Annotated in this window: 30 protein-coding genes and 1 tRNA gene; 14 read left to right on the forward strand and 17 right to left on the reverse strand. The window is 45.5% G+C overall.

The window, feature by feature from the left end:
• Positions 1 to 123 precede the first annotated feature (123 nt).
• The gene (locus tag ACYVIC_RS13045) at positions 124 to 825 is read right to left on the reverse strand and encodes a DUF3581 family protein (RefSeq protein ID WP_460860591.1); all 702 of its coding nucleotides are present in this window, start codon (positions 823 to 825) and stop codon (positions 124 to 126) included.
• Between the two features lie 168 nt (positions 826 to 993).
• On the opposite strand from ACYVIC_RS13045, the gene ACYVIC_RS13050 reads away from it, so the two are divergent.
• Entirely contained in the window at positions 994 to 1440 is a 447-nt protein-coding gene (locus ACYVIC_RS13050) for a SulA-like leucine-rich domain-containing protein (protein WP_460860593.1), read from the forward strand.
• Positions 1441 to 1611: 171 nt separating this feature from the next.
• Positions 1612 to 1992: a YchJ family metal-binding protein gene (locus tag ACYVIC_RS13055; RefSeq protein ID WP_460860595.1), complete on the forward strand. Its 381-nt coding sequence runs from the start codon at positions 1612 to 1614 to the stop codon at positions 1990 to 1992.
• 9 nt (positions 1993 to 2001) lie between these two features.
• On the opposite strand, the gene ACYVIC_RS13060 is transcribed toward ACYVIC_RS13055, so the two are convergent.
• Positions 2002 to 2478, reverse strand: coding sequence for a VC2046/SO_2500 family protein (locus tag ACYVIC_RS13060; RefSeq protein WP_460860597.1), 477 nt, complete (start codon positions 2476 to 2478; stop codon positions 2002 to 2004).
• Between the two features lie 116 nt (positions 2479 to 2594).
• On the opposite strand from ACYVIC_RS13060, the gene ACYVIC_RS13065 reads away from it, so the two are divergent.
• Positions 2595 to 2679, forward strand: a tRNA-Tyr gene (locus ACYVIC_RS13065).
• Between the two features lie 127 nt (positions 2680 to 2806).
• Entirely contained in the window at positions 2807 to 4438 is a 1632-nt protein-coding gene (locus ACYVIC_RS13070; protein ID WP_460860599.1) for a response regulator, read from the forward strand.
• On the opposite strand, the gene deoC is transcribed toward ACYVIC_RS13070, so the two are convergent.
• Both deoC and ACYVIC_RS13080 read right to left on the reverse strand, forming a co-directional pair.
• On the reverse strand, positions 4435 to 5163 hold the full coding sequence (deoC, locus tag ACYVIC_RS13075; RefSeq protein ID WP_460860601.1) for a deoxyribose-phosphate aldolase: 729 nt from the start codon (positions 5161 to 5163) through the stop codon (positions 4435 to 4437). The two genes, ACYVIC_RS13070 and deoC, sit on opposite strands and share 4 nt — an antisense overlap.
• Before the next feature lie 242 nt (positions 5164 to 5405).
• Positions 5406 to 6110: a M48 family metallopeptidase gene (locus tag ACYVIC_RS13080; RefSeq protein ID WP_460860602.1), complete on the reverse strand. Its 705-nt coding sequence runs from the start codon at positions 6108 to 6110 to the stop codon at positions 5406 to 5408.
• A 120-nt stretch (positions 6111 to 6230) separates the two neighbouring features.
• Between ACYVIC_RS13080 and xthA the strand changes: the two genes are divergently transcribed.
• A complete protein-coding gene (gene xthA / locus ACYVIC_RS13085) occupies positions 6231 to 7037 on the forward strand; it encodes an exodeoxyribonuclease III (RefSeq protein ID WP_460860603.1) in 807 nt (268 codons plus the stop codon).
• Positions 7038 to 7063: 26 nt separating this feature from the next.
• On the opposite strand, the gene yfbV is transcribed toward xthA, so the two are convergent.
• Complete coding sequence (gene yfbV, locus ACYVIC_RS13090; protein ID WP_460860605.1) at positions 7064 to 7510, reverse strand: terminus macrodomain insulation protein YfbV; 447 nt, start codon at positions 7508 to 7510, stop codon at positions 7064 to 7066.
• 530 nt (positions 7511 to 8040) lie between these two features.
• Here yfbV and ACYVIC_RS13095 point away from each other — a divergent pair.
• The 5 genes from ACYVIC_RS13095 to ACYVIC_RS13115 are packed head-to-tail and all read left to right on the forward strand — an operon-like array spanning position 8041 to position 10911.
• Positions 8041 to 8541: a PTS glucose transporter subunit IIA gene (locus ACYVIC_RS13095; RefSeq protein WP_460860606.1), complete on the forward strand. Its 501-nt coding sequence runs from the start codon at positions 8041 to 8043 to the stop codon at positions 8539 to 8541.
• Between the two features lie 6 nt (positions 8542 to 8547).
• Positions 8548 to 8901 carry an ArsC family reductase gene (locus tag ACYVIC_RS13100; protein WP_460860608.1) on the forward strand — a complete coding sequence of 118 codons (354 nt, stop codon included), beginning with the start codon at positions 8548 to 8550 and terminating at the stop codon, positions 8899 to 8901.
• The gene (gene dapE, locus ACYVIC_RS13105) at positions 8898 to 10037 is read left to right on the forward strand and encodes a succinyl-diaminopimelate desuccinylase (protein ID WP_460860610.1); all 1140 of its coding nucleotides are present in this window, start codon (positions 8898 to 8900) and stop codon (positions 10035 to 10037) included. The genes ACYVIC_RS13100 and dapE overlap by 4 nt, the downstream gene beginning before the upstream one ends.
• Positions 10034 to 10720 carry a M15 family metallopeptidase gene (locus ACYVIC_RS13110; protein WP_460860612.1) on the forward strand — a complete coding sequence of 229 codons (687 nt, stop codon included), beginning with the start codon at positions 10034 to 10036 and terminating at the stop codon, positions 10718 to 10720. Before dapE ends, ACYVIC_RS13110 begins: the two co-directional genes overlap by 4 nt.
• Positions 10717 to 10911: a DUF2897 family protein gene (locus ACYVIC_RS13115; RefSeq protein WP_460860613.1), complete on the forward strand. Its 195-nt coding sequence runs from the start codon at positions 10717 to 10719 to the stop codon at positions 10909 to 10911. The genes ACYVIC_RS13110 and ACYVIC_RS13115 overlap by 4 nt, the downstream gene beginning before the upstream one ends.
• Here ACYVIC_RS13115 and yejK read toward each other — a convergent pair.
• The gene (gene yejK / locus ACYVIC_RS13120) at positions 10859 to 11908 is read right to left on the reverse strand and encodes a nucleoid-associated protein YejK (RefSeq protein WP_460860615.1); all 1050 of its coding nucleotides are present in this window, start codon (positions 11906 to 11908) and stop codon (positions 10859 to 10861) included. The two genes, ACYVIC_RS13115 and yejK, sit on opposite strands and share 53 nt — an antisense overlap.
• Positions 11909 to 11978: 70 nt before the next feature.
• On the opposite strand from yejK, the gene ACYVIC_RS13125 reads away from it, so the two are divergent.
• Complete coding sequence (locus tag ACYVIC_RS13125; RefSeq protein ID WP_460860616.1) at positions 11979 to 12203, forward strand: YejL family protein; 225 nt, start codon at positions 11979 to 11981, stop codon at positions 12201 to 12203.
• Positions 12204 to 12209: 6 nt separating this feature from the next.
• The gene (locus ACYVIC_RS13130) at positions 12210 to 13727 is read left to right on the forward strand and encodes a DUF3413 domain-containing protein (protein WP_460860617.1); all 1518 of its coding nucleotides are present in this window, start codon (positions 12210 to 12212) and stop codon (positions 13725 to 13727) included.
• 14 nt (positions 13728 to 13741) lie between these two features.
• Here the strand turns inward: ACYVIC_RS13130 and ACYVIC_RS13135 are convergent, their stop codons facing one another.
• On the reverse strand, positions 13742 to 14029 hold the full coding sequence (locus tag ACYVIC_RS13135) for a hypothetical protein (protein WP_460860618.1): 288 nt from the start codon (positions 14027 to 14029) through the stop codon (positions 13742 to 13744).
• A 134-nt stretch (positions 14030 to 14163) separates the two neighbouring features.
• Between ACYVIC_RS13135 and ACYVIC_RS13140 the strand changes: the two genes are divergently transcribed.
• Positions 14164 to 14370, forward strand: a complete 207-nt coding sequence (locus ACYVIC_RS13140) for a DUF2061 domain-containing protein (RefSeq protein WP_460860620.1) — start codon at positions 14164 to 14166, stop codon at positions 14368 to 14370.
• On the opposite strand, the gene rlmF is transcribed toward ACYVIC_RS13140, so the two are convergent.
• On the reverse strand, positions 14363 to 15298 hold the full coding sequence (rlmF, locus tag ACYVIC_RS13145; protein WP_460860621.1) for a 23S rRNA (adenine(1618)-N(6))-methyltransferase RlmF: 936 nt from the start codon (positions 15296 to 15298) through the stop codon (positions 14363 to 14365). The genes ACYVIC_RS13140 and rlmF overlap by 8 nt on opposite strands.
• Positions 15299 to 15432: 134 nt before the next feature.
• Between rlmF and ACYVIC_RS13150 the strand changes: the two genes are divergently transcribed.
• Positions 15433 to 16269: a CvfB family protein gene (locus ACYVIC_RS13150; RefSeq protein ID WP_460860622.1), complete on the forward strand. Its 837-nt coding sequence runs from the start codon at positions 15433 to 15435 to the stop codon at positions 16267 to 16269.
• 47 nt (positions 16270 to 16316) lie between these two features.
• Here the strand turns inward: ACYVIC_RS13150 and ACYVIC_RS13155 are convergent, their stop codons facing one another.
• The 9 genes from ACYVIC_RS13155 to pheS form a co-directional block, all read right to left on the reverse strand.
• Positions 16317 to 17558, reverse strand: coding sequence for a class I SAM-dependent methyltransferase (locus ACYVIC_RS13155; RefSeq protein ID WP_460860624.1), 1242 nt, complete (start codon positions 17556 to 17558; stop codon positions 16317 to 16319).
• The gene (locus tag ACYVIC_RS13160) at positions 17555 to 18304 is read right to left on the reverse strand and encodes a DUF1365 domain-containing protein (protein WP_460860625.1); all 750 of its coding nucleotides are present in this window, start codon (positions 18302 to 18304) and stop codon (positions 17555 to 17557) included. The genes ACYVIC_RS13155 and ACYVIC_RS13160 overlap by 4 nt, the downstream gene beginning before the upstream one ends.
• Complete coding sequence (locus ACYVIC_RS13165; RefSeq protein WP_460860626.1) at positions 18304 to 19560, reverse strand: NAD(P)/FAD-dependent oxidoreductase; 1257 nt, start codon at positions 19558 to 19560, stop codon at positions 18304 to 18306. Before ACYVIC_RS13165 ends, ACYVIC_RS13160 begins: the two co-directional genes overlap by 1 nt.
• Before the next feature lie 36 nt (positions 19561 to 19596).
• Positions 19597 to 20043: a nuclear transport factor 2 family protein gene (locus tag ACYVIC_RS13170; RefSeq protein WP_460860628.1), complete on the reverse strand. Its 447-nt coding sequence runs from the start codon at positions 20041 to 20043 to the stop codon at positions 19597 to 19599.
• Positions 20033 to 21475 (reverse strand): deoxyribodipyrimidine photo-lyase, encoded by a 1443-nt coding sequence (gene phrB / locus ACYVIC_RS13175; protein ID WP_460860630.1) that lies wholly within the window; start codon positions 21473 to 21475, stop codon positions 20033 to 20035. The genes ACYVIC_RS13170 and phrB overlap by 11 nt, the downstream gene beginning before the upstream one ends.
• Position 21476: 1 nt before the next feature.
• Positions 21477 to 22418 carry a YbgA family protein gene (locus ACYVIC_RS13180; protein ID WP_460860631.1) on the reverse strand — a complete coding sequence of 314 codons (942 nt, stop codon included), beginning with the start codon at positions 22416 to 22418 and terminating at the stop codon, positions 21477 to 21479.
• Between the two features lie 145 nt (positions 22419 to 22563).
• Positions 22564 to 22860 (reverse strand): integration host factor subunit alpha, encoded by a 297-nt coding sequence (locus tag ACYVIC_RS13185; protein ID WP_335736715.1) that lies wholly within the window; start codon positions 22858 to 22860, stop codon positions 22564 to 22566.
• A gap of 2 nt (positions 22861 to 22862) precedes the next feature.
• Positions 22863 to 25250: a phenylalanine--tRNA ligase subunit beta gene (gene pheT, locus ACYVIC_RS13190; protein ID WP_460860633.1), complete on the reverse strand. Its 2388-nt coding sequence runs from the start codon at positions 25248 to 25250 to the stop codon at positions 22863 to 22865.
• Between the two features lie 15 nt (positions 25251 to 25265).
• Positions 25266 to 26246 carry a phenylalanine--tRNA ligase subunit alpha gene (pheS, locus tag ACYVIC_RS13195; protein WP_460860635.1) on the reverse strand — a complete coding sequence of 327 codons (981 nt, stop codon included), beginning with the start codon at positions 26244 to 26246 and terminating at the stop codon, positions 25266 to 25268.
• Positions 26247 to 26286: the final 40 nt, after the last annotated feature.

Genomic DNA, 26286 nt, shown 5'->3' on the forward strand with positions numbered 1-26286 from the left:
AACCGCAGCACCCCGTGGCATGGCGCGCATTATAGGGCGTTTTTAAACTGGCGCAAGCGGTTATTTAAAATAAGTGGCAGAACCCAGCTCAACCGATGATTAAATATACAATATGGCACTGTTTTACCAAGTACCCGCCTTGCGACTATTATATTCAGTCACCATTTTCTGCATTTGCGCTTCTTCGTAAGGCATCAGGTTGCTCAGAATCATACGTTTTTCTCCTTTGCCAATAAGATTACCCTGCTCTGATAAAGAAAACTGCAACAAGACATTGCCACGTTTGCCTTCTATCTGCAAAGACGATGCTGTGAGACTTAAGTCAACTTTATGCTCAGGCAGGTTGATAAAGCTCAATGCCATACTCTCGTAGATAACCAAAGGCCGCGTCGGGTTAATCATTACCTGATGCTTCTGCATTAGCGGTTGTAGTATATGTGGGAAGTTCTGACCGGAGAATTTCACATAATCGCGGATCAACGGTTCTATCACGCTAAGATCTGTCCGACAAGCACCACTGTGTTGCAACGACAAATATACCTTGTCCTGACTATCGCAGATGCTAATAAGATTGTCATACTCTTTACATTGCAAGACAACATCCGCCCCTACCATGCCAGAAAAATTGCAACTAAGTTGTTGAGTAATGCCGTAACGAGTCAATAGATAAGAAAATAATAAATCACCCGGGACACAAAAGCGCTTGGCATCTTCGTCATGAATCGGATTAAAATCTGTTGCCACCTGCTTTGCAAACTCACACGCCTGTTTTCGACTAAAACTAAAACCTTCATTAGTTTGGTTAACGTACTTTTCTAACAACATCGATCACTAACTCTCTTCTTATATAAGCAGGTTATTCTACCCAAAATTAGAGCTCTAATGGTCCAGCCAGTAAAATTTGTTGAATGACAGCAAAATATGCTTGCTTTTTAAACAACGCCAAACTACTGTATATACATACACTGTACAAATAAACATACAGAGGCTGATATGCAACATCGTTTACCCGGTATCCAATACAAGCATTTAACCAAAACCAGTTATAACGATAGCAGCTTATTGAAAATACATTCTGTAACAGACGTCAACGCGCTCGCAGCAGGTCACTCGCGGCATAGTTTACTGCAGCTTATTCAGCAACATCAGCACCAGCAAGGCTGGGTTCTGTTAATTGCTCCTACTTATATACCCGATAAAGAATGGGCAGAGCACTACCAATTATCGTTGCACAATGTTTTGGTTGTACACCAAAAACAGATTAACGATTTAGAAGCCACAATTAAACAGGCACTGAGCTCTGCCAGTTGTAAGGTTGTGATTAACTTTGCAGATCAGTTGGACCAACAACAAATGGACTCTTGCCGTAAATTGGCAGTAGGCAATAACACCTGGTTTTATCAATGTGAACAGATGCATCAGCCGAGCTTAGCGCATTAAGGATAATTCCTGCTCGAAGGACAAACATACTGAATTGAGTTAAAATGGCTGCCTTTTATAGTGTTGGATAACACAAGTATGTTGTGCTTTTGCAGTTCAGCCAAACCATTTAATTTGTGCTGCCAGCCCTTTTTAACAGGGATGGTTAGCACGAATTGCTGCGAGGCGTTAATGAGATCACGCTACAGCGCTTATTGCCTGCGTGATATTGACTATATATACAACACTTATCATTCTTCCAGCCGGGTTGATAACCCCAAGGTGGCTTTAGCTGCTTTTGCTGATAATAGTCATTTTATTGCCCTTAAAGTGCAGTCTTGTGAGCAAAGCAATATGCAAGGCTATGTCAGCTTCAATGTCCGCTACATACAACAGAATATGCTGTACGAACTCACTGAGCGCTCAAGATTTGTGTATGAAGACGCCTGGTATTATGTTGACGGTGTTATAACAGACACTGCGCCCGTTAAGATACTCCGCAATGCGCTCTGCCCCTGCAGCAGCGGAAAAAAATTTAAACAATGCAACCCGCACAGGCTATCCGGCAGTTAATATCCTGTTTTATGCTGCGTTGTTGCCATGCAGCTGTTCTAGCAACTCATAAAGTTCTGTAGGATTAGCATCCTGCTTACTCGGTGTAATTTGCTGTAAACGTCTGCGAGTATGGAGGCTTAAACTCTGCCATATTTCAGTGGCTAACCTACTTTTGTCGTCAAACTGAGCTAACGGTGGCTGATTAAGATAAGTTGCTAGCTTTAGCTGTGCTAATCCGCTTTGTTGTAGCGCTTCGCTATGATGCAACATAACCTCAATATCGGTTTCAATTTGACAAAAAGTTCTGGCATCTTGTACGCCGAGCTGTTGCTGCAAGTTTTGTTGAATATGTTCTATTGGTAGTTGTGGTGTGCAGAATTGTGCAGCTTCATCAACAGCAGGCGTAATCCAAGCAAGATACATGGCAAAGTCCGCGCGTTGCGAACTCTGCAAAGCACGATTTAACTTACTATTAAGTTGCCACTCATTGAAGACTATCGTCATTTTAGCTAATTTACCGAAAAATCTATTATCTTGTTGGAATTATCGGCAGTCAGACAAAAAAGTTTAGCAAATTGCTTTACATCAAAAGTAAGTTTGATAATATGCCGACCACTCGTGGAGGGGTTCCCGAGTGGCCAAAGGGATCAGACTGTAAATCTGCCGGCACTGCCTTCGAAGGTTCGAATCCTTCCCCCTCCACCATTTCCCTGCCAAGCCGCAATCATTTCTAATTAGTTTACCATCCTTGCAATTCACCTCATTTTTTCTTGCTATATTTTGCGTTATTTCCGACACTTAGTCTGCAATAAGCAAACGTCAAGTGGTGTAAATGAATAATAAAACGCTCGAAAATCAACGGGTATTAATTGTCGATGATCAACGAGCTTTCCAGCTTATGTTTAAAGGAATCCTTTACTCTCTGGGAGCAACCAATGTAGCTTTTGCCCCTACTGGCGAGCAAGCATTAGCAAAATGCTCTGTGGCAAGTTACGATATTTTGTTTGTTGATTATCACTTGGGTATAGGCAAAAACGGCAAACAACTACTTGAAGATCTGAGAGAGAAAAAATTGCTGCCACCACACAGCATTTTTATGTTGGTAACCGGTGAAAACTCCGTGCCTATGGTGATGAGCGCTGTAGAGCTGGAGCCAGATGACTACCTGATTAAACCTTTTTCACAAAACGTATTGCGCAGCCGCATCCAACGTATCCAACGGAAAAAAACTCAGCTAGCAGATTTATATCAGGCGTTGTTTGATGATATGCCCAAACAAGCCATAGCGTTATGTCAGCAGGAAGTCGCTCAGGAAGGCCGTTATCAGCAATTCTGTAAACGGGTATTAGTGGAAAGCTTGATTAAACTTGGAAAGCTTCAAGAGGCAGAGCATATTTTGACACAGTCGCTAGTACAACGTCGTAACGGCTGGGCTCTGCTGCTACAAGCTAAAATTTGTTTTCAGCAACAACGCTTTGAAGACTGTCAGCTGTTATGTGACGAAGCCATCGTTGACAACCGCTACTTTGCTGAGGCTTTCGACATCAAAGCACTGTGTTATCAGGCAACTGGTGACTTAGATAATGCACTTAGCAACATATTGTCTGCCGCAGAAATCGCGCCTTTTAACATGCAACGGCAGTATTTGCTCATCGATATAGCTCGGGGGTTGGACAATATTCCTCAGCAAGTACAAGCCAGTAAGCAGCTATACGAAATCACCCGCCGTTCAGTTAAACAAGATATTGTGCATCTGCTGAATTACATTCGAAGTATCATTGATGCTGCAGTACGTACTGATGATCTATCACAGAGGAATCGTTACCTACAGGAAGTATCCTTAGCACTGCAACGGGTCAAGCGAGATGACGGTATGACCCGGGAAATTAATTTTGAACTGTTTGAGCATTTATGTCAGGCCAGATTAGAATCGTTACACGGCGCACAATATCAAGCAAAAAGAACCTACGCAGCAGTAGCTGAACAGTTATCAGAACAACATCAGTTGTTACCAGACGCTATTTTTTTACTGAATCAAATTGGAGAGTATGAGCAGGCTGCCACACTTGACAAATTGCTGCCCGCCGGAACAATGAAGAATCCCCTGCTTAAAACTTTATTCGCTGACCAAAACAGCTTTCTTGATCAGAAACAAAACAAATTCGGTGAGTTAAATAAAGCGGGCATTCAAAGCTATAAAGCGGGCAATTTTGTTGTCGCAGTCAAACACTTTGAGTCTGCACTTGAACTTGCACCGATGAATACGGGTTGCGCTCTTAATCTTATCCAGGCATCAATTCAGATGTTACACAGCCAAAAAAAACGTAAATCTACAGAGTTATTTGAACGCTGTAAAAAAACGTTTCGTGTTGTCGATAATATGCCATTACCAGAGCATCATCGCGCGCGTTATAAAGAGCTATTACAGCAATTTGACAAATTGCGCGATCAGTTCCGCCGTTAGACCTCTTGCTGCAACAGCGATGCAACATCGTTTGCTAGCACACTAGCGCCTATACGCATGTGTTCACTGGTTGCAATATTTCCAGTTATCCCCTCATAAAGCCGTATCAAGGACAATGCCTGCTCAACACTTCGCACACCGCCTGAAGCCTTAAAACCAACCTGACGGTCTGCCGCTTTAATGACCGTTAACATAATTCGGGCGGCTTCTTCAGTAACGCCTACGGGCACTTTTCCGGTTGACGTTTTGACAAAATCAGCACCACTTTCAATTGCAAGTTCTGTTGCCTTCGCCACCTGTTGTGCTGTTAGTAACTCTCCGGACTCAATAATAATTTTCAAACATTGCTGTGCCGATGCTTGGCGCACATCATATAGAAAGCTCTTAACTGCCCCATATTCACCACGAAGTAAGGATTTATAGGGAAGAACACAATCAATCTCTGTCGCCCCCAATGTTTTAGCCTGACGTATTTGCTCACAAACGCGATCTGCCGGTTGATTTCCGGTAGGAAAATTAACCACTGTAGCCAACGCCATACCGCTTTTTCGCAATGACCACTGCTGAACTGCAGGTAAAAACTGCGGATATACGCAATAAGCCGCGGCAGAAATATCAGCAACGGTTTGCAGCCAGTTCGCAAATGATTGGGTTGTTTCGTCATCCTGTAAACGGGTAATGTCAAGTAACTTGGCAAGCTGCTGCAAGCGCAGTAAATTTGTCATAGTGGTGCCCATAGCATATGCAGCCATACTAGCTGTCTAATTGTTAAAGCGTATATTTATGGTTTGGAGCTTAAACCAAACAAGGCGTTAAAAGCAAAACCACAGTGTGGAAAAAAGAAGAAAAATATTTTGAATTAATCGCTGCGATAGCAGTCTGAGTAATTAGTAGTCATTAGACTGTTTATGTTCTCTCCTGTTTTGATGTCCTAGTGTTTACGCCGGCTTAATCGCCGGCGCTTTTTTTATAACGCCAGTTGATGTTGGTTCTGCCTAAGCCATACTTTCGCTAGCTCTGCTTGTGGATAATGCAGCGTAACCAATCGCCAAAAACGTGATGAATGATTCAGGTGCTTAAGATGTGCCAACTCGTGCACAACCACATAATCAGCAACCCAAGCCGGTGCCATCAGCAAGCGCCAATTAAAACCTAGCTGTGCTGTACTTTTACAGTAGCCCCACTTCGTCTGCCAATTCCCTATCACTAACTCTCCTGCCCGCAGTTGCATCCGGTTCTGCCAATAAGCTACCCGCTCAGTAAACCAACAAGCTGCCTGCTCTTGATACCACTGCTGTATCAAAACCAGTGCTCGGCGTTGAAAATTTTGTGCTGCAGTGCGTGTAGATACGGTAACAGTAAGGCAATATTCAACATGCTGTACCTGCGATTTTAAGCCAAACTGCAAGTGCAACGGCATCATAATGCCAAGCACTGGCACTTGCCGCTGCATCAGCCAATCGGGTTTTACTTGTTGTTGCGCTTGTTGTAAATGCTTCGAGATCCAGGATTTCTTTTTTTCTACCAATTTTTGTATGTCGCTAAGGCAATAGCCTAAAGGCGCCCGCACAATAAGCTCGCCTTGTTTAATTTGCAGGGCCACACTACGTCTTTTCTTACTGTAGTAGAGCTGATAACTGAACGACGGGCTATCAATAACAAGGGCTGACAATTAGATACTCCACCTAATGGCTTGGTGTTAACACTTACGCTGTCATTGTGCCACAGCAAAAGATAAAGTGTTATGATCCGAACACTTTGCCGCATCAATAGAGTAAGGGCTAATAGCAGCATGAAAATAATTTCTTTTAACATCAATGGCATCCGAGCTAGATTACATCAGCTACAGGCGCTGATAGATAAACATCAACCAGATATTATCGGTTTGCAGGAAATTAAAGTGCATGACGACGAGTTTCCGCTGGCCGATGTGCAGGCTATGGGTTATCACGTCTACCATTTTGGCCAGAAAGGCCATTACGGCGTGGCCATTTTGAGTAAGCTGCCCGCAATAAAAATGCAGTATGGTTTTCCAACGGATGAAGTTGATGCGCAACGACGTATGCTGATTGGTAGCTTTAATATGCCGGACGGAACACCATTAACTGTACTAAATGGATATTTCCCACAGGGCGAAAACCGTGAACATCCGGTTAAATTTCCCGCTAAAACAAAATTTTATAATGACTTGCAGCAGTTTTTAATCGAACACCATAACCCAGAGGAGTTGCTGGCTGTTATCGGTGATATAAATATTTCGCCAATAGATTTAGATATTGGTATCGGCGAAGCCAACGCCAAACGCTGGTTGCGTGAAGGTAAAACATCGTTTTTACCTGAAGAGCGGGCATGGTTACAACGATTAAAGGACTGGGGCCTGACAGATACTTTTCGCGCTCTACACCCTAACGTGGAAGCACAATACAGTTGGTTTGATTATCGCTCTAAAGGTTTCTTAGACAATAGGGGCCTGCGCATCGACGTTATTATGGCCACCTCAGCACTGGCACAGCGCTGTATTGATAGTGGCATAGACTACGAGTTACGGGGAATTGACAAGCCTTCAGACCATGCTCCGGTTTGGTCAGTGTTTAGCTAAACTTATTATTACCATCATGCGGGTGGTTACAGCCAGTCTCTGACAAAGGTTTTATCTAATTGCTGATAAGCCTTGCGTAATAAAAGCGCCAGATCGCGATAGCAACCTGGCGCCTTAATCGCAGCCATTTCTATACCCTGTTGTTGCATTTTCTGTCGGATTTGTTGATACCATGCGGCAACTGCTGGAGGTAGTGGTGTAGCAGCCCTAATACCTAACCAGTACCAGCCTTGTATGGGTAAAGATGCCAACAGCAGTGACATTGCAATAATTTGTGGTAAAAAATCTTTACCCAAAAACCAGTATTGAACAACCGCACAGCACAAGGCAGCCATCGGCATAATGCGTGCCGTCAAAGACGTTAATAAAATTACCTTATTATCGATAAACAAGCTGTTAAGCTCTGCCTGCGCCGGCCATTGTTTACTGTATTCTCTGCCCGCACGCACAGTAGCGTAAAGTGGATACTGCATAACTAACTCCGAAACGGTTATCAGAAAACCATATTACAATTTACACTATTTTGGCTAACGCCACCACCCGCAGACAGCATCGCTGGCGTACAAAACTCAACTGAAAAAACAATCTATGCTAGTAAAAAACCTGCAATAAATCGGTTTTTAATTAACCGAAGCCTTAACAGCTGTGTTTTGTAGTACAAAACAGAGGTTTTTTGTGCTTTGGTTAAAAACAAGGCGTTGGCCAATGCAAACAAAAAGCATGCCAACAGAAATAACTATAATATTCAAAACATTACACTGGATCGAAATCGTTTCACACAAAGTTATCCACACAATCTGTGGACAACTGTAACGCAGTAAAATATCGGAAAAACCTAAATGTTAATAGATTTAATATAGAAAAACGCTGCATTCACGCGAATTTCATTGCTAAACAATAAAAGTATCATAACACTGTCACAATTACCTTTTACAAGCTCACTTGAGCCAATGCAGAAGAATAGTTTAGCATAGGGCTCAATTTGCTGATCTGAGGACGCTTAATGATCGCATGGCATAGCACCCTTTCATGCAAAGACGGTGTCATTATTACAAGCCCGCTAAGTGGTTACGTTTTGCCTGTAACATCACATCCGGATCTGTTATATAACACAAATGTATTACCAGCGGCTTTGTGCATCCAACTTACGCAAGGTACACTGCTGGCGCCGTTTAACGGCGACTGTGAATTTAGTTTGCAGTACAACAGACGAGTCAGCATAAAGCATCATAGTGGGCTGACGTTGCAAGTTGAGTTTAGCAACGAGCTCTGTGGACAACAACACATGCGGAAGCAGCATTCCAATAAAGGGTCGGTTGTTGCTGGTCAGCTTCTACTAACTTTTGAACTGCCGCTAGTTAAGCACCGCAACAGTTACGCCGTTGTTATGCTGTGTCCTGACAACACCATAGCGGAAATACATGCCTGCCAGCGTCTGGTTCTTGCCGGTACAGATCCTCTGCTGATAATAAAGAACAATACTGATAATCAACTAAAAGAATAAACAATTATGACCACTCTTTATGGCATTAAAAATTGCGACACGATGAAGAAAGCAAGGCATTGGCTTGAGCAACAGCAGATTAACTATCAGTTTATTGATTACCGCGCTGACGGCCTGAGTCTAGAGCAGCTTCGGCAATTTGCTGCTGCCTGCACTTGGCAACAATTACTCAACACACGAGGCACCACTTATCGCCAGTTGCCTGATAATGATAAAACGGATCTGACCGAACAAAAAGCACTGGATTTGATGTTGGCTCAACCGGCGATGATCAAACGACCATTGCTATTACACAACGGTAAATACCACCTTGGATTTAAGCCGGCAGAGTATCAGAAAATTTTTGGAGCCTCAGCATGACAACAAGTAATGTAATCGATCTGGCCAAAGCGCTCATCGCGCGCGCTTCAGTAACACCAGAGGATGCAGGCTGCCAAAAACTTATGGCGTCTCGGCTATCTGCTGCGGGATTTAATATTGAAGTTATGCACTTTGATGACACCTTAAACATGTGGGCGAGGCGTGGAAATGGCAAACCATTATTTTGCTTTGCTGGTCATACTGATGTAGTACCAACAGGTCCGTTGGAGCAATGGCATACGCCGCCGTTTGAACCCACAATTGTCGGCGATACACTGTATGGTCGTGGGGCTGCAGATATGAAAGGCAGCCTGGCTGCAATGATTGTGGCGACTGAACGTTTTTTACAGCGCTACTCAGAACCAAAGTTCGATTTAGCCTACCTCATAACCAGTGATGAGGAAGGCCCGTTTATCAATGGCACCAAACGAGTAATAGAAACTCTGGAAGCGCGTAATGAGAAAATAACCTGGTGTATTGTAGGTGAACCCTCCAGCAGCCAGAAGGCAGGTGACGTGGTTAAAAATGGTCGCCGCGGTTCTTTAACCGGTCAACTGAGTGTAAAAGGTGTTCAGGGGCATGTGGCCTATCCGCAATTGGCTGAAAACCCGGTACACAAAGCAGCGTCAGCACTGGCTGAACTTGCTGCAGAACACTGGGATGAAGGCAACGCTTTCTTTCCGGCAACCAGTTTTCAGATAGCCAATATTCACGCTGGTACTGGCGCATCCAATGTGATCCCCGGTGAGTTAAATGTGATGTTTAACTTTCGCTACAGCACACAAAGCAGCGCGGAGCAATTACAACAACGCGTTATCGCTTTGCTGGACAGGCACGGTTTGAATTACACCCTAAACTGGACGTTAAACGGCTTACCGTTTCTGACCGACAAAGGCTCTTTGGTTGATGCCACCGTTAAAGCCATTTTTCAAGTGCAGGGTTTTGAGCCAAGGCTTGAAACCACAGGAGGCACCTCTGATGGCCGCTTTATTGCCCCCACCGGCGCTCAGGTTGTTGAACTGGGTCCCTGTAATGCCACTATTCACAAAATTAACGAATGTGTGTCAGTTACCGATCTGGAACAGTTGGCTAAAATGTATGAAGCCGTACTGGAGCAACTTGAACTTAGCCTATGACCGTTATCAGTAATGCGATCCTGACCGGCCTGAGCGAGCAGCATTTGCTGACCCGCTCAGGCGGTTTTATGCTGCATAAAGATGTTGAGCAACCTTATATTGCATTGTGCGCTGCGGCGAAGTTGGTTGGTATTGAGCTAAAAATTGTTTCCGCTTTTCGCTCTTACCAGCGCCAGCAGGCTATCTGGCAAGCAAAATTTGCCGGCTCAAGGCCGGTGTTTAACCTGGATGGTCAACTGATTGATGTCGCAGGTTTAACCGGCAAAGCAAAACTCGACGCGATATTGTTGTACTCTGCTCTGCCGGGTGCCAGCCGCCATCACTGGGGTACAGACCTGGATATCTATGACGCAGCAGCAGTACCGCCAGACTATAAGCCCCAACTTGATCCGGCTGAATATGGCCCAAATGGCCCGTTTCACCATCTGCAACAATGGCTAAGTGCAAATGCTGAAACATTTGATTTTTTTTTGCCGTATCGCGAGTTTCAAGGTGGTGTTGCGGCCGAGCCATGGCATCTGAGCTATCAGCCCATAGCCGGGAAATATTTAGCGCAAATGACGCCAGCGCTACTCAGGTTATGTCTTGAAAAACATCCTATAGCCGGGCAGTCGCTAGTGCTGCAGTATCTGGATAGCATATTTAATCAATATGTCAGCAATATCTGCGGGGATAAGCAATGAACTGGCCGTTATTTTGGGCATTAACGCTGGCTTTTGGTGTGGTAATTAGCAATATTTTACTGCTTAAACACGCTGTTAAGTTTACCATGCCAACGTTAAAACCGCGGCAGAACGAACAACCGCGGCAAACGAAACCCGCTACTCAGAGTCAGCACGTGAAGTCCGATCAAAAGCCGAATAGCCTTGAATAAAACGCTGCAACTGGTCGCGTAGATTCGGCGGCGTACCTTTGATTAAAATAGTGTCACTGTGCGGGTCATATTGCACCCTTTCGCCTAGCAACTTTTGTTCAAAGCTTATTGACAGTCCTGCCCCCTGTCCGGCAAATTTCACCAGATTTTTGAGTTCTTTTACTTCAACCGGAAACTGTTCAGCCACTTGTAGCTGCTGTTCCTGACAATAACGCAAAAAGCCTTGTTGTTCTTGCTCATCAACAACTGCAGATAATTCAGATAACACCACGTCCTGCCCCGCTTTTGCGCGCTCTTCGCAGTAACTGAACACTTGCCTTCGGGCATCGTTTTTTTCAGCATTGTCAAACTCTGCCGCAGTGAAATACTCCTCCACTGACGCTAGCACTGCCTTACTATTCGCTTTAGCGTCGGTACCTTCCGCACAGCCGAGAAAGTCGAGAAAAAAGTCGGCAACTTTACGCCCGGCACGACCACGGATAAAGCTAATATATTTGCCCTGCTCAGGCGAGCTTTGATACTCGGTAAGATCTATGCGGGCCGCCAGCTGCATTCTGGCAATATCCAGATGACGTGATGTCGCCAGCTCCAGTTGCTCTGTCAGTGAAAAGTGATCTTTACTGCCCAACAAACAAAACAGCAGATAGTCACTGGCCAGATAACGGTAATGACACACCAGTAAATAACCGCTTTCAGGCAGTTGGTGCGCCTGCAGTTGCTGTTCCAATGCTGAGGTAGCGGTATTTGCCAAGACACTAAAGTCACTGGTTTGTTTTTGCCAGTCATGCAGTACAGTAGCTACCTGTTGGTCTTTTTCAGCGTTAAATGCCGCATAGCCTTTAGCGGGTTTACCGTTATACGCCAGGTGCAACTGCTCTACTAAATGCGCGACAGCGGCAGTGGGCTCTACCAGAGACGGGCGATAATGCGCTTTACTTTGTCCCTGCTCATCCAGCTCCAGATAGTTTATCGCCAACTGCTGTACATCTACTGACATAACTTTTCCTGTTTAAAATGAATTCTGATACTATTCTACCTGTTTAAACCATATTATTTGCGGATAATTCATGCCAATTGTATCAAAGTACTCCACTGCCCAAATTGAAAAGCTGGTTAATCAGTTACTCGATGTACTGCATGCCGATAACGCCACGACCGAACTTAGCCTGATGTGTCTGGGCAATGCGATTAGCCACGTCGTTAACAGCAGCGTCCCACCAGCGCAACGACTTGACGTGGTAAAGCATTTTAACCAAGCCCTGGCAGACGCAATCACAAGTAAGGCCAGCTAAACAGTTATGGTGCTGGAAAATAACCTGTCTCTGGTAAAAAAAGTGAACCGGCTGCTGAACTGGGGCCACTGGTTCAGCTTTTTTAATATTCTGCTCGCACTAAGTGTCACAGCGGTATTCTGGCTATCTGAACCTTTGCCGCAAACGCTGTTAGGCAGCTCGTATTTAGTGTTAAATTGGCTTGGGCATACTGCCTTTTTGTGCTTTATGTTTTTTATTCTCACCATCTTTCCAATATCCCTGGTATTCCCTTATCAGCGACATGTTCGAGGCTTGGCGGCTATTTTGGCTACGCTGGCATTTATCGTGTTAATTTTCGATGCCTACGTGTATGCCAGCCTGGGTTACCATATTGGCAGCACATCGCTTGACCAAACAATAGATTTGCTGCGTCAACAAATCGTCACGAACCTGCGTAATTTTGTGTTGATCGTATTAGCAGTTGGCGCCTTGCTACTGGCGCTACAACTTACGCTTAGCAACTACTGCTGGAAAAAAGTAGAGCGTTTAAAACAATCTGGCATCGCTAAACCGTTATTGTGGTTGTTTATTGGCAGCTTTATGTTGAGTCATCTACTGCATATTTATGCCGATGCCAATCTGAACTACGACGTGACAAAGCAAGATAATGTACTGCCATTGTCTTATCCGGCAACAGCAAAAACCTTACTGGCACGACACCAGTTAGTCGATTTAAATAGTCGCTCCCAGCTGCAATTGGATAACCTTATGCTTAGTAGCCGGGTTAATGGCAGCGGCGTTGCACAATGCGCTGCGCCTGCCGGGCCAAGCACTGCGCTTGTTGTGGCAAGGCAATTGACTGACGACCAGCAACAGTGGTTGTCTGCAGAGCGTCTTAAACCGCTGGCGCAACATTTTGCACCGCGTAACAACGAAGAGGCGCTGTTAAACCTGCTATACGGCAAATTCAATGCTAATCCCCAAGCCACCGAGCAGCTTAATGCTGCTCCGGGTTGGCTAAGTAAAATGCCGGCAGATTTAGTTTCGGTCAGTATCGCACCCGGTACTGCTACAGAGCTACTACCCTGGCTGACACAGCAGCCTACAGCGCAGTTCGCCATTATTTTTGATGATGCGCCGCAAAACAATTGGGTTTATTATCAACAATTTACTCAATTAGTTGTCATGTCACTTACGTCTAAACACAGTAATTTTTTACTGGCGCCGGCACCGGCATGGTCAAACTGGTCAGGGCTTCATCAACTACAACCACACCAGGTCACACAACATCTGGATTGGCTGCCGACATTATTGGCTCAAGCTGGCTGTGTCGGCCGCAACAGTTGGTTGGGTGATAACCTGCTACAACCCAGCAGCTTGCCTAAACTGAACATTAGCGGCGACACCGTTATCAGTTTTAAAAAAGATAAAATGATATTGCTGCGCGCCGATGGGAGTTATGGTGTCTGGTCTGCAGGTACTCTGCTACCGTTAAATGACAAGCTTGATCTACCGATGTTAATAGATGCGCTAAAGCGGATTGAACAAGACAACGCTCAATAAACCACTACACAGCGCTAATGTATTGCTGATTTGGGCTGCTTAACTGGCCTGCCCGCCAGCTCTAACTCTGCCAGATGAAGCATATTGGTTAAGGCAATCGGCGCAACAGGCTGTGAAAACTGCTCAAGATACGCTATAGCAGCTTCTCTTAACATCTGCTGGCACAACTGATCATATAAACTAAAACTGTCATAAGCTAATGGCTCATTTAGCTCGGCTAACTTCAGTTCGCGCTGTCTGCGCATAAACCAATGCAGCAAAAATTCGTACTGTTTTACATCTAGCCATTGCCGCCAATCCATATCTGCTCCTAACGTCTGCTCACAGCTATTACGTTATCATCTGTATATTCGATTAGTACAAACACATTAATTCACTTTAAACAATAATAAGAACGGTTATTATCTGCATCAAAGCAACTATTGAGATCAACGCCATGACGAAAACCCTTACCTTTGCGATTATGCACTTTAGCATTGCCTTTACTGTTACTTATCTCATCACGGGTAGCCTGATGTTAGGAGGCCTTATCGCAATAGTTGAACCCGCAGTAAATACCCTGGGTTATGTTGTGCACGAAAAAGTATGGCAGAAATATGCTGCAGCAGGCATGCAAGCTAAGCAGATAAAATACTTCAGCTAGCCTCAGGAGTAGTTTGCCACACCTGCTGCTGTGCTGGCGTCAGATAACTCCAAGCCAAAATGCGGCTTACTTTATGGCCCTGGCGCATGTCAATTACCTCTGTTTGCGCTGCGCCTACACTTCGCAACAGCTTTTGCAACGGCGACAGATGCTTTTGTTGTGATACCAGGCTGCTGAACCAACATACTTGCGGTTTATATAACTGACTTTCGGTAATCATTTGGCTAATAAATGCCAACTCGCCGCCTTTGCACCAGAGCTCGTGCTGCTGGCCGGAGAAATTTCGCTGATGTCCCTGAGCTGCTTTGCCAAGGTTAGTCCATTTGCGACTGCTGGCAGCTTCTGCTTCGACTTGCGAGGCAAAAAAGGGTGGGTTACACATTGTCAGGTGAAAGCGCTGCTGAGGCAAAATAATACCAGCGAATATCGCACTATTTTGCTGCTGCACAACCCGGACATGAGAGCGCAACGCCGGATTGCTGGCGGCTATTACCCTGGCAGTGTTTACCGCCAATAGATCTGTATCACTGCCAACCACCTGCCAACCATAACTTTGACTGGCAATAATCGGATAAATCAGATTAGCCCCGGTGCCAATGTCTAATAATGTTATCTGTTTACCGCGCGGAACAGTGGCAAAGCTGCGTGCCAACAAATCCGCCAAATAGTGTACGTAGTCTGCACGGCCCGGCACTGGCGGGCACAAGTACCCCTGTGGGAGTTGCCAAAACCTGACATTGTAATAGCTCGCCAGCAACGCCTGATTAAGTGCTAACACGGCATTGTTATCGCTAAAATCTATTGTCGGCTCACCTGCCGGATTTACGCAGATAAAACTTTCCAGCGCCGGATAAGCTTTGAGCAAAGCGCTAAAATCATAACGCCCCTGATGAATATTGCGTGGATGTAGTAATGGTTGTGACAACACGTAATTGCTGACCTGCATGAAAGACTAATGGCGTTAAGTTTACCATGTCAGGGCTAATTTAAAGCAGTACGGCAAAAAAACCGCTACAATAGCGCCATTGTTACAGCCCACCCGGGCAAATTTATGGATGTCGCATGCTGGCTCTTGGAAAAATTAATCGTTTATCGGTAAAAAAGCAGGTTAAGTTTGGTTTTTATCTGGATGGTCTTAGCTGGGGAGAAATTTTGCTACCGAACAATGTGGCTCCGGCCGGATTGGAACTTGGTAGTGAACTGGATGTGTTTCTCTATCTGGATTCAGAAGACCAACTAATTGCCACCACTGAGCAGCCGAAAATAAAAGTTGGCGAAGTAGCACAATTGCAAGTTGTTGCCACTACCAAAGTTGGCGCTTTTGTGAATTGGGGTTTGAAAAAAGATCTGTTGGTGCCCTTTAGCGAACAGCAAATTCCATTAAAAGAAAGCCAAAAATATTTGCTGTACTGTTATGTTGATAACAGCAATCGTATCGTTGCTTCGAGCAAACTCGATCGCCACCTGCACAAAACCACACCGCTATATCATGCCGGCGATAAAGTGGACATTATTGTCAGCGAACAAACCGACATTGGTTACAAAGCGATAGTAAACCACCAACACTGGGGCGTACTGTACAGTAATGAAGTGTTTAAGCTGCTGCGCCGGGGTGAAAAAATGCCAGCTTACATCGTAAAAGTGCGCGACGATGGTAAAATTGACTTGCGGTTAAACTCTACCACCTATAAGCAAGCGCTAGAGCTTACAGAGCAGGTATTAAAGAAACTTCAACAAAATGGTGGCAAGCTGGCGCTTACTGACAAAAGCTCACCAGAGCAGATTTACGCCACGTTTGGTGTTAGCAAAAAAGCCTATAAGCAAGCCATTGGTAGTCTGTACAAAGACAAGAAAATTGTTATCAGCGAGCATGGCATAATTTTGGTCCCAGAGGCCTGAAAACAAAACGCCGGGCATTGCCCGGCGTTTTACTATGTAAACTGCAACTAAGCACTACGATTTTGCGGCTTAGCTAACACCATATGTACTGCGCTGGTCGCTCGCTCACGAAAGCCCCCTTCGCAATAACACAGATAAAACTGCCACAACCGGACAAAGTTATCGTCATATCCCAGCTGATGTACCTTGTCTCTGGCATGCATAAAATTATCACACCAATCTTTTAAGGTTTGCGCATAATCAAAACCTATATCCTGCAACTGTCGCACCACCAAGTCAGTTTTACGACTTACTGCATCGGTCATCCGACTTACAGAGGGCAGACAACCGCCAGGGAAAACATAGCGCTTTATAAAGTCTACTTCGCGTACATATTGGCTGTAGCGCTGATCGACAATAGTTATTGCCTGCAACACCATCAAACCATCCGGTTTAAGCAAACTGGCGCATTTAGCAAAATAAGTATCGAGGTACTCCTCCCCTACAGCTTCTATCATTTCAATCGATACCAGCTTGTCGTAGTGGCCACTAAGATCACGATAGTCGTTCAGCAGCAAGGTTATTTGCTGTTGCAAGCCCAAAGCCTCAATCCGTGCTTTGGCATAATCATATTGCTGCTGCGAAATTGTCGTCGTCGTCACTTTACAGCCGTAATGCTGTGCAGCGTAAATTGCCATACTACCCCAGCCTGTGCCTATTTCCAGCAGATGGTCAGTAGCCTTTAACTGCAATCGCTGACAAATAAGCTGCAATTTATGCTGCTGCGCCGTCGCCAAATCCGCAGCACCATCCGGATACACCGCGCTGGAGTACATCATGCTGTCATCAAGAAACAAACGATACATATCGTTACCCAAGTCGTAGTGGGCCGCGATGTTTTTCCTAGCTTGAGCTTTAGAATTACGGTTACGCCAGTTCAACAGCTTTAACAAAGGCCTGCCAAGTCGGGTAATCGCAGAGTCTAACTTATCCAGTGTAGTCAGATTCAGTGCAAAAATTTGCACCAATGCAGTAAGATTATCGCAGCGCCACCAGCCATATATATACGCCTCGCCGCCGCCTACTGAACCTGCCATAACCATTTTTTGATAAAATGCCGGGTCAACCACCGTAATAACCGTCTTCAGTTGTGCGTGCTCGTCACCGAAACGCAGCCGTTGATTACCTTCTACTACCGTAATATCGCCATGCTTTAACTGGCTGATAAAATCCAGCGCAAACTTACGGCAAAGGCGCTCAACCCAACTCAGATTATCGAATACTGAAGTTTCAGTAAGACTCATTGTCATGCATTTGTATCCTTTGTTTTGGGGTGGGCATGCACAGGTACACCTTTTAGAAGTAATTTAAGTGCATGCCAGTATATACGCAGTACAACCTGTACGTTTTGCCAAGGTTGACGGATCAGCCAGCGCTTTTTCCAGTCGGAGGTAAGTGGATGCCGGCTAAGATTTATCCAGGCGCTAAATATTTTGTTGTCATTCTGAGTATTAGTAATGCTACAAATCAAACTGGTATCTGGTGCACTAATCTGCCAGTGATACTGCATTGCTAAAGGGTTAAAAGGTGAAACGTGAAATGCCTTAGCATGTTGGTAACATTGTTGTCCGGCAATGATAGTTTGTAAGTAGTAATGCCGCTCATTCCATGGCGTATTAGATACTTCAGCCAGCAAATAACACAACTCGCTTGTGTCGTCAAAGCAGTAATACAAGGTGAGCGGGCTAAAATACAGGCCCCAGTTTGCCAGAGGTGTCAGAACAAACACCTTTGCTGGCAAAGTGGCCGCACCAAGCTCAGTTAGCTTGTTACATACCGCGCGATACAGATTGTCCTCGCCGGCCAGATAATCACGTCGCCGGTAACTTAACGCGCCAAACCGCTCATAGCAGATACCATGTGCTGACAAAGATGGCTGCTCCAACTGATCAGTGTCCAGCCAATAGTACGCTACAGAATAGCTAAAGCCATGCTCGCGCGGTACCAGCCTTAAATGGCCAACCTCGCCCTGATAAACCGCATGGCCAGAGTGCATCAGTAATCTACCCCCAACAAAGCAGCGACATCAACAGCGCTTCTGGCGCCATCTTCATGAAAGCCATTATGCCAATAGGCACCGCAAAAATATGTGTGCTGCTGACCGTTGATTTTGTTACGTTGTTGTTGTGCTGCCAAAGTGTAATGGTTGTATACCGGATGGCTGTAGCGATAAACGCCCAAAATTTTATCCTTATCGATGGCATCGCTGTTGTTTAGCGTTACACAAAAAGTCACCGGTGCATCAATACCCTGCAACAGATTCATATTATATGTCAGCGTCGCTCTGTCATTGACATTAGCGTCCAAATTATAGTTCCAGGCGGCCCAGGCACGTTGCCGTTTTGGCAGCAACGCAATATCGGTGTGCAACACCACTTCATTTTGCTGGTAAGCTATGCCGCCAAGTACAGAACGCTCAGCATCGGTAGCGTCAGTGCCAAGTAACTTAAGTGCTTCATCACTGTGACAAGCTAAGATCAACTTATCAAATTGCTCAGTAGTGCCATCAGCAAAATGCAATACTATACCGCTTTCGTCCCGCTTTATTGCAGCTATAGTTTGTTTCAAGCGCACTTTTTCAGCACCAAGCTGCGCCACCAAAGCGTCGACATAACGTTTGGAGCCGCCCTTAATTACCGACCACTGCGGCCTGTTAGTAACATTTAATAGTCCATGATTATTAAAAAATCGTAGAAAAAAACGTACCGGAAATGCTGGCATATCAGCCAAGCCAGCCGACCAAATGGCAGCGCCCATCGGCAGCAGGTAATTGTGTTTTATTGCCTCACCAAAACCGTGCTTACGCAAAAAATCACCAAGTGACAACTCCAAATCTGCGCTATCCTCTTCCAGTAACTTTTTGCCCAGCTTATTAAAGCGGATGATATCCAAAAGCATCAGCCAGAATGATGGGCGAAGCAAATTGCGCCGCTGAGCAAACAGGCTGCTAAGCGTATTACCGTTATATTCGAGATTTTTCGCACTATTTTTAACCGAAAAACTCATAGTGGTGTGCTGATACGCCACATTTAGCTCAGAGATAAAGCGATTAAAAATTGGATAGGTCCAGTTATTAAACACAATAAAGCCGGTATCAATAGCATAGGACTGCCCTTGCACTTCAACCTCGACCGTAGCAGTGTGACCACCAAGATAGTCATTCGCTTCAAATACGGTAACATCATGATGCTTATCTAGTAAATACCAAGCCATCATGCCTGAAATACCACCTCCAACTACTGCTATGCGCATACTTATCCTTTAGTTAACTTGTATATTGCTACCCATTCAGGCGTGCGTATTAGACATGCGTTGCTTAATTTTACCGGTTACCCAACCAAGTACTGGTAGGTGGCGGTAAACCATGTCGTTTAAATCATAGTAATCACGATGGTAAATAATTAAGCCATCCTGCCAACGTAGTACAGTACAACCATCAACCTGAATCGTTTTATTTTTACTGATTGCCGGGTGAATAAACTGCATTTGCCAGCTAACAAAACCCTGTTCATCTTGTTCCATTTGCTGTAGGGCGTTAAACCGACAAAACTCAAGCCGGGCATAGGCGTTGGCGAAGTAGCTATTAAGGCTGCTCAAGCCATGAATTTCATGCACGGGGTCAATAAATACCACTTGCGGATGATACATCAACGACAGTGACTGCAAAGTGTTACCGGATAGTTGGTTGTAGAAATCTAAAAAAGCGCCGATCTTTGCTGTGGAGTTAGTGCTCATTTTTTTGTTTTACCTCTGCAAAAAGCGCTAATGTCAATTTACGCGCAACAGCGTGATCAATAATGGGTTTGCTGTATGCTTTTACACCGCCTAACGCATGTGGCCAATGCAGCGCTTTGCCTTGTAAGTGTGCTAGTTCAGGTAAATACAAACGAATAAAATCGCCTTTTGGATCAAACTTTTCGCTTTGACTAACCGGGTTAAAAATGCGGAAATAAGGAGCTGCATCAGTACCCGTAGAAGCCGCCCATTGCCAACCACCATTATTGGCAGCAAAATCACCATCTATCAATTTCGACATAAAGTAGCGCTCACCCCAACGCCAATCGATATGTAAATCTTTTACCAAAAAACTAGCGGCTATCATCCGTAGACGGTTATGCATCCAGCCAGTCTGGTTTAGTTGGCGCATAGCCGCGTCGACGATAGGAAAGCCTGTGCTGCCCGAACACCAGGCATTAAACAGCGCCATGTCATTTCGCCAGCGAATAGCAGCAGTGTCAGCTTGAAACGGCTGATGTTTGATCAGATTAGGATAAGCAACCAGAATATGTTTATAGAATTCGCGCCAAATCAGCTCAGACAACCAGACTTCTGCGCCGCTTTTATCCTGTTGCCAGCTTTCGGCTGCTTCGAGTTGCAACCGGGCCACACATTGAGCTGGAGATACGACACCAAGCGCCAGATAAGCGGATAGCTTTGACGTGCCTTCAATAGCCGGAAAATCGCGAGACTGATGATAATTCTGCACCTTGTCACGACAAAATCCGCGCATCAGCTGCAGTACATCGGCTTCTGCTACCGGCCATGCTGCCGAACTGTTGTCACCGTTTCTTAGCGCCGGTAACTGCGGCAATGCCAACTGAACTATCTGTAGGTTTGTTGCTGGCAGTGCTTTAGGTTTTGTGTAGCACTGTACACCCTGCTCTTTCAATCTAGCCAGCCAGGTACGCTTAAACGGCGTAAACACTTTATAAATATCGCCTTGCTGAGTGCGTATGCTTCCTGGTTGCATAATGCACTGACTATCGAAACGAATAAACTGGCCAGATTGTCCATGTAACCATTGCTCTACGGCGACATCACGCAGTTGCTCACGCAGTTCATACTCAGTTTGTACAAATATCTTCAACTGAAACTGCAGGCTTAACGCACTGAACACCGAGGTTACCTGTTGGTAACTGCTCCCTTCTACCGCCAGCATTGGTATATTTAGCAGCGCTAACTCTTGCTCTAGTTGCAACACCCGACGGCGAAGTAAATCTTGCTTTATCGCTGCCATATCGTGCAATTGCCAGGTCTGCGGTGTTGCAATAAACAAGGCCAGCACTGCAGCACCAGTTTTGGCAGCATCATCAATGGCACTATTCAATACTATATTATCAAAACAACGCAAATCATTGCGCAGCCACACTACATTTAATAGTGACATATCAGGCACGTAACCCCAGGTTTTCTGGATAAGGCGCAAAGTAACGTTGGTTACTAATATAGGCGTTCGGGTGCTGTTTCAAATGATGTTGCAATAACGTAATAGGGGCCAAAATAGGTATAAACCCCTTGCGGTAGCGCTGGATCAGATCAGACAACTCCTGCTTCGCCTCTGTAGTTAAACCATGTTTTAAAAAGCCCTGCAAATGTTGCAATACATTGGCATGTTGCTTGCGACTGGCAATATTTTTCAACGCTTGCATCAAATCGACCAAATAGCGTTGTTGTAGCTCTGTGGGGTCAAACAGCTTGGCTTGAGCCACCAAGCGGCCAAGCTCTCTGTAGGCGACAGGGCTGTGTGCCATAATCAAGAATTTGTATCGGCTGTGAAATGCCACCAACTTACCGACACTAAAACCGTCCGACATACTTTGCTGATAATCATGGCAACTGAACAACCGGCAAATAAAGTTTTCTTTTAGTGCCGGATCAAACAAACGACCATCTTCTTCTACTGGCAACCACGGATAGCGCTGCATTAATTGTCGGGTGTAAAGCCCTACACCCACTTTGCCTAACTGAGCACCGTTTTCATCAAACAGCCGCACTCTTTCCATCCCGCAAGTAGGGGATTTGGCGCAAACAATATAGCCACTTAAGGCAGCTAATTGTGGTAGTTTACTGTCGCAAAATTCCTGCATCGCCTGAGTATGGTCGATACTACTGTCATTACTTTGCACCAGATGAATTTGATTGCTGTCCTGACGCTGTAAGCGAATAGCCGGACGAGGCGCTGACATACCAATGGCCATTTCCGGACACACTGCAATATACTGAACCTGCTCTGAGAGCTGCTGCATACAAAATGCAGAGGCCTTATGTCCACCGTCAAAGCGTACTTTTTGACCAAGCAAACAACTGCTGATACCAACTTTTATTGCCATAAACGTTTTAACTCATATTCTTATACTGCTAATACTGTAGTACGCCGCTTTTGGATCGCAAAAAAGCACCACCCTGAACTGACCGCATAAAAAAACGGCAAGCTGCCTGCACAACTTGCCGTTTTTTTGTATTTAGCCACCCTGCTTACTTTTTGCTGGTGCCAAGCTCGACCCGCGACTTTAACTTCTGCCCTGGTCGGAATGTCACCACACAACGGGCAGAGATCGGAATATCTTCACCGGTTTTCGGGTTACGCCCCGGCCGCTCGTTTTTAACCCGCAGGTCAAAATTGCCAAAGCCAGATAACTTCACCTGATCTCCCGCTTCAAGTGCAGTGCGGATCTCTTCGAAAAAAGCTTCCACTATCAATTTGGCATCGCGTTTGCTAACACCAAATTTTGTAAACAGACGTTCTGCTAAATCGGCTTTGGTAAGCGCCATTCTTAATCCCTCAACGTTGCGTTGAACTCTTCTCCAAGCGCGCTAACTACTTGATTTACCAACTGTTGGATATCTTTATCCTCCAGGGTACGCGCTAAATCCTGCAGGGTCAGAGCTATGGCTAACGATTTAAAACCCTCTGCCACACCTGGTCCTGTGTATACGTCAAACAATTTTAGGTCAACTAGTTGATTTTCGCCAACTTTTCTTATCGTAGCAGCAACATCGGCAAAACGCACGTCTGATTTAACAACAATTGCTAAATCGCGACGGTTAGCCGGGTATTTTGACAACTCGCGCGCCTGGACAATATCGCGTAAACCAAGCGCCGCCACGTCAAGCTCAAACAGGTATACTTTACCCTTAAGCCCAAGCTTGCGCTCAATTTCCGGGTGCAGAGCACCAACAAAACCAACCTGTTGCTCAGCACGATAAATTGCCGCCGTCTGGCCAGGATGTAAAGCGCTGTGTTGTGCGCCAACAAAACGAAACTGCTCTGAAGCCGACGTTTGCGCTAACAAAGCTTCAACATCACCTTTAATATCATAGAAGTCGGCGTTACGGTTTTCCATGTTCCAGTGTTCATTGTGCATACTACCAACAATAACACCGCCTATTACCGCGATCTGACGCACGCCACCTTCGGCTTTCGCATCCGGAATAAACTTCAGGCCATATTCAAATAATCTTACCCGGTTTTGCTGACGGTTTTGGTTATATTGCACGGTTTGCAGCAAACCCGGCCACAAATTAAGCCGCATGGCCGACATATCTGCCGAAATTGGATTGGGTAGCACCAAAGCCGGTTGCTGAGGAAACAACTGTTGTTGCACTTTGGGGTCAACGAAACTATAAGTAATCGCTTCCTGATAGCCACGGTCTACCAACACTGTGCGCAATCGCTGTACGTTAAGCTCAGCTTCGTTAAAACTGCGCATTTTTAAGTTAGCCTGTGGTGCTACGTTCGGAATATTGTTGTAACCGTAAACCCGCGCTACTTCTTCAATTAAATCTTCGGCAATACTGATATCAAACCTATACCCGGGTACCTTTACCTGCCAGCCATCAGGCGTGACAGCAACATCAAGACCTAAACGGCTAAAAATCGCGCTCACCTCGTCTTTTGCAATGCCAATACCTAAAATTCGCGCTAACTTGGCTTCAGTCAGGCTTATCTCTGCCGCCTTAAGCAAGTGTGCTTCAGATACTGCTTCAACGACCGGACCCGCTTCACCACCGCAGATCTGCAATAACAACGCTGTTGCCCGCTGCATTGCAATATGCTGCAGCTGTGGGTCAACACCACGCTCGTAGCGGTGCGAGGCATCAGTGTGCAAGCCATACTGTCGTGCCTTTCCGGCAATTGCCAGCGGTGCAAAAAAGGCACTTTCAAGAAAAATATCCTGAGTTTCACCGGTTACACCGCTGTGCAAACCACCAAAAATACCGGCCATTGCCAACGCCTTGCTGCTATCAGCAATTAATAAGGTATTGGCTTTAAGCGTAACTTCGCTTTCATCCAACAACACCAGCTTCTCGCCTTCTGCCGCCAAACGCACGGTAATATCACCATCAATTTTTGCCAGATCAAAGGCATGCATCGGGTGGCCTAGTTCCAACAGTACATAGTTAGTTATATCGACTACCGCATCAATACTGCGCACGCCACAACGGCGTAGTTTTTCTGTCAGCCACAACGGGCTTGGTGCGTTGACATTAACATTGCGCACCACACGGCCCAGGTAGCGGGGACATGCATCCGGCGCCGCCAGCGTAATAGCTCTGCTGTCATTATGGCTTGCTACAACCGGCTCAATGATGGGTTGGCATACATCTAGTTTATTCAATACGCCAACTTCACGTGCCAAGCCTTTAATACCCAGACAGTCCGCCCGATTTGGTGTTAAATCCACCTCAATAATACGGTCGTCCAACTCAAGATATTGACGGATACTCTGCCCTATCGGAGCATCTTGTGGCAGTTCAATAATGCCGTCGGAGGAATCAGCCATACCAAGCTCTGATAATGAGCACAACATACCATTAGACGGCTGGCCACGTAGTTTAGCTTTTTTAATCACAAAATCGCCGGGCAACACTGCGCCTACCGTTGCCACTGCGACCTTTAACCCCAGGCGGCAGTTTTTCGCGCCACAGACAATGTCTAACAGTTCATCTGCACCAATATTTACTTTGGTTACCTGCAGTTTGTCAGCATCCGGGTGTTGAATACAATCAACCACTTCCCCTACGACAACACCGCTAAACTCGCCGGCAACAGGCTCAATGCCGTCTACTTCCAGACCGGCCATCGACAACTGTTCAGATAAGGTGTTGCTATCAATAGCTGGGTTGACCCATTGCCGTAACCAGGCTTCACTGAATTTCATCTAGCTAAACTCCACTTATCTGAACTGTTTTAAAAAACGTAAATCGTTTTCAAAGAACGCGCGTAAATCGGTGACGCCATAACGCAACATGGTCAGGCGCTCAACCCCCATACCAAAAGCGAAGCCGCTGTATACATCGGGATCAATACCTACTGAGCGCAATACATTCGGATGCACCATGCCACAACCAAGCACTTCGAGCCATTTGCCGTTTTTACCCATTACATCCACTTCTGCTGAAGGCTCTGTAAACGGGAAAAAAGAGGGCCGAAAGCGGATCTGTAAGTCTTCTTCAAAAAAGTTATGCAAAAAGTCATGTAAAATACCCTTTAGCTCAGTAAAGCTAACCTTGGTATCAACCATTAAACCTTCAACCTGATGGAACATTGGCGTATGCGTTTGATCGTAATCGTTACGATATACCCGGCCGGGTGAAATGATACGCAATGGTGGTTGCTGCTGCTCCATAGTGCGAATTTGTACACCCGAGGTTTGCGTACGCAACATCAGTTTGGGGTTAAAGTAAAAGGTGTCATGATCAGCACGTGCCGGATGGTGCTCGGGAATATTCAGTGCATCAAAGTTATGAAAATCATCTTCAATTTCCGGTCCATGTTTTACTTCAAAGCCCAGCTCAGCAAAAAACGTATTGATACGTTCAATAGTGCGGGTAACCGGGTGTAAACCGCCGGTTTCCAGCGTGCGGCCAGGCAAAGTCACATCTATTTGTTCCTGTGCCAGCTTAGCGGCCAGTTGCGCATGTTGCAGTGCATCGCGCTTGTCATTCAGCACGTCCTGAACTTTTTGCTTCAGATCATTAATTTCAGCACCGGCCTGCTTACGCTGTTCCGGGTCCATAGCACCGAGCGATTTTAATAATTCGGTAATGCTGCCTTTTTTGCCCAGAAACTCTACCCGGATAGTTTCCAGAGTAGCTATATCATTGGCATCAGCAACAGCCGCTAAGGCGTTGTCCAATATTGCTGTCAGGTTCATCTGTGTCCTCAAACCAGCTGGTATTTACAGGATGTCAAAG

This window comes from Rheinheimera gaetbuli, from assembly GCF_054781935.1.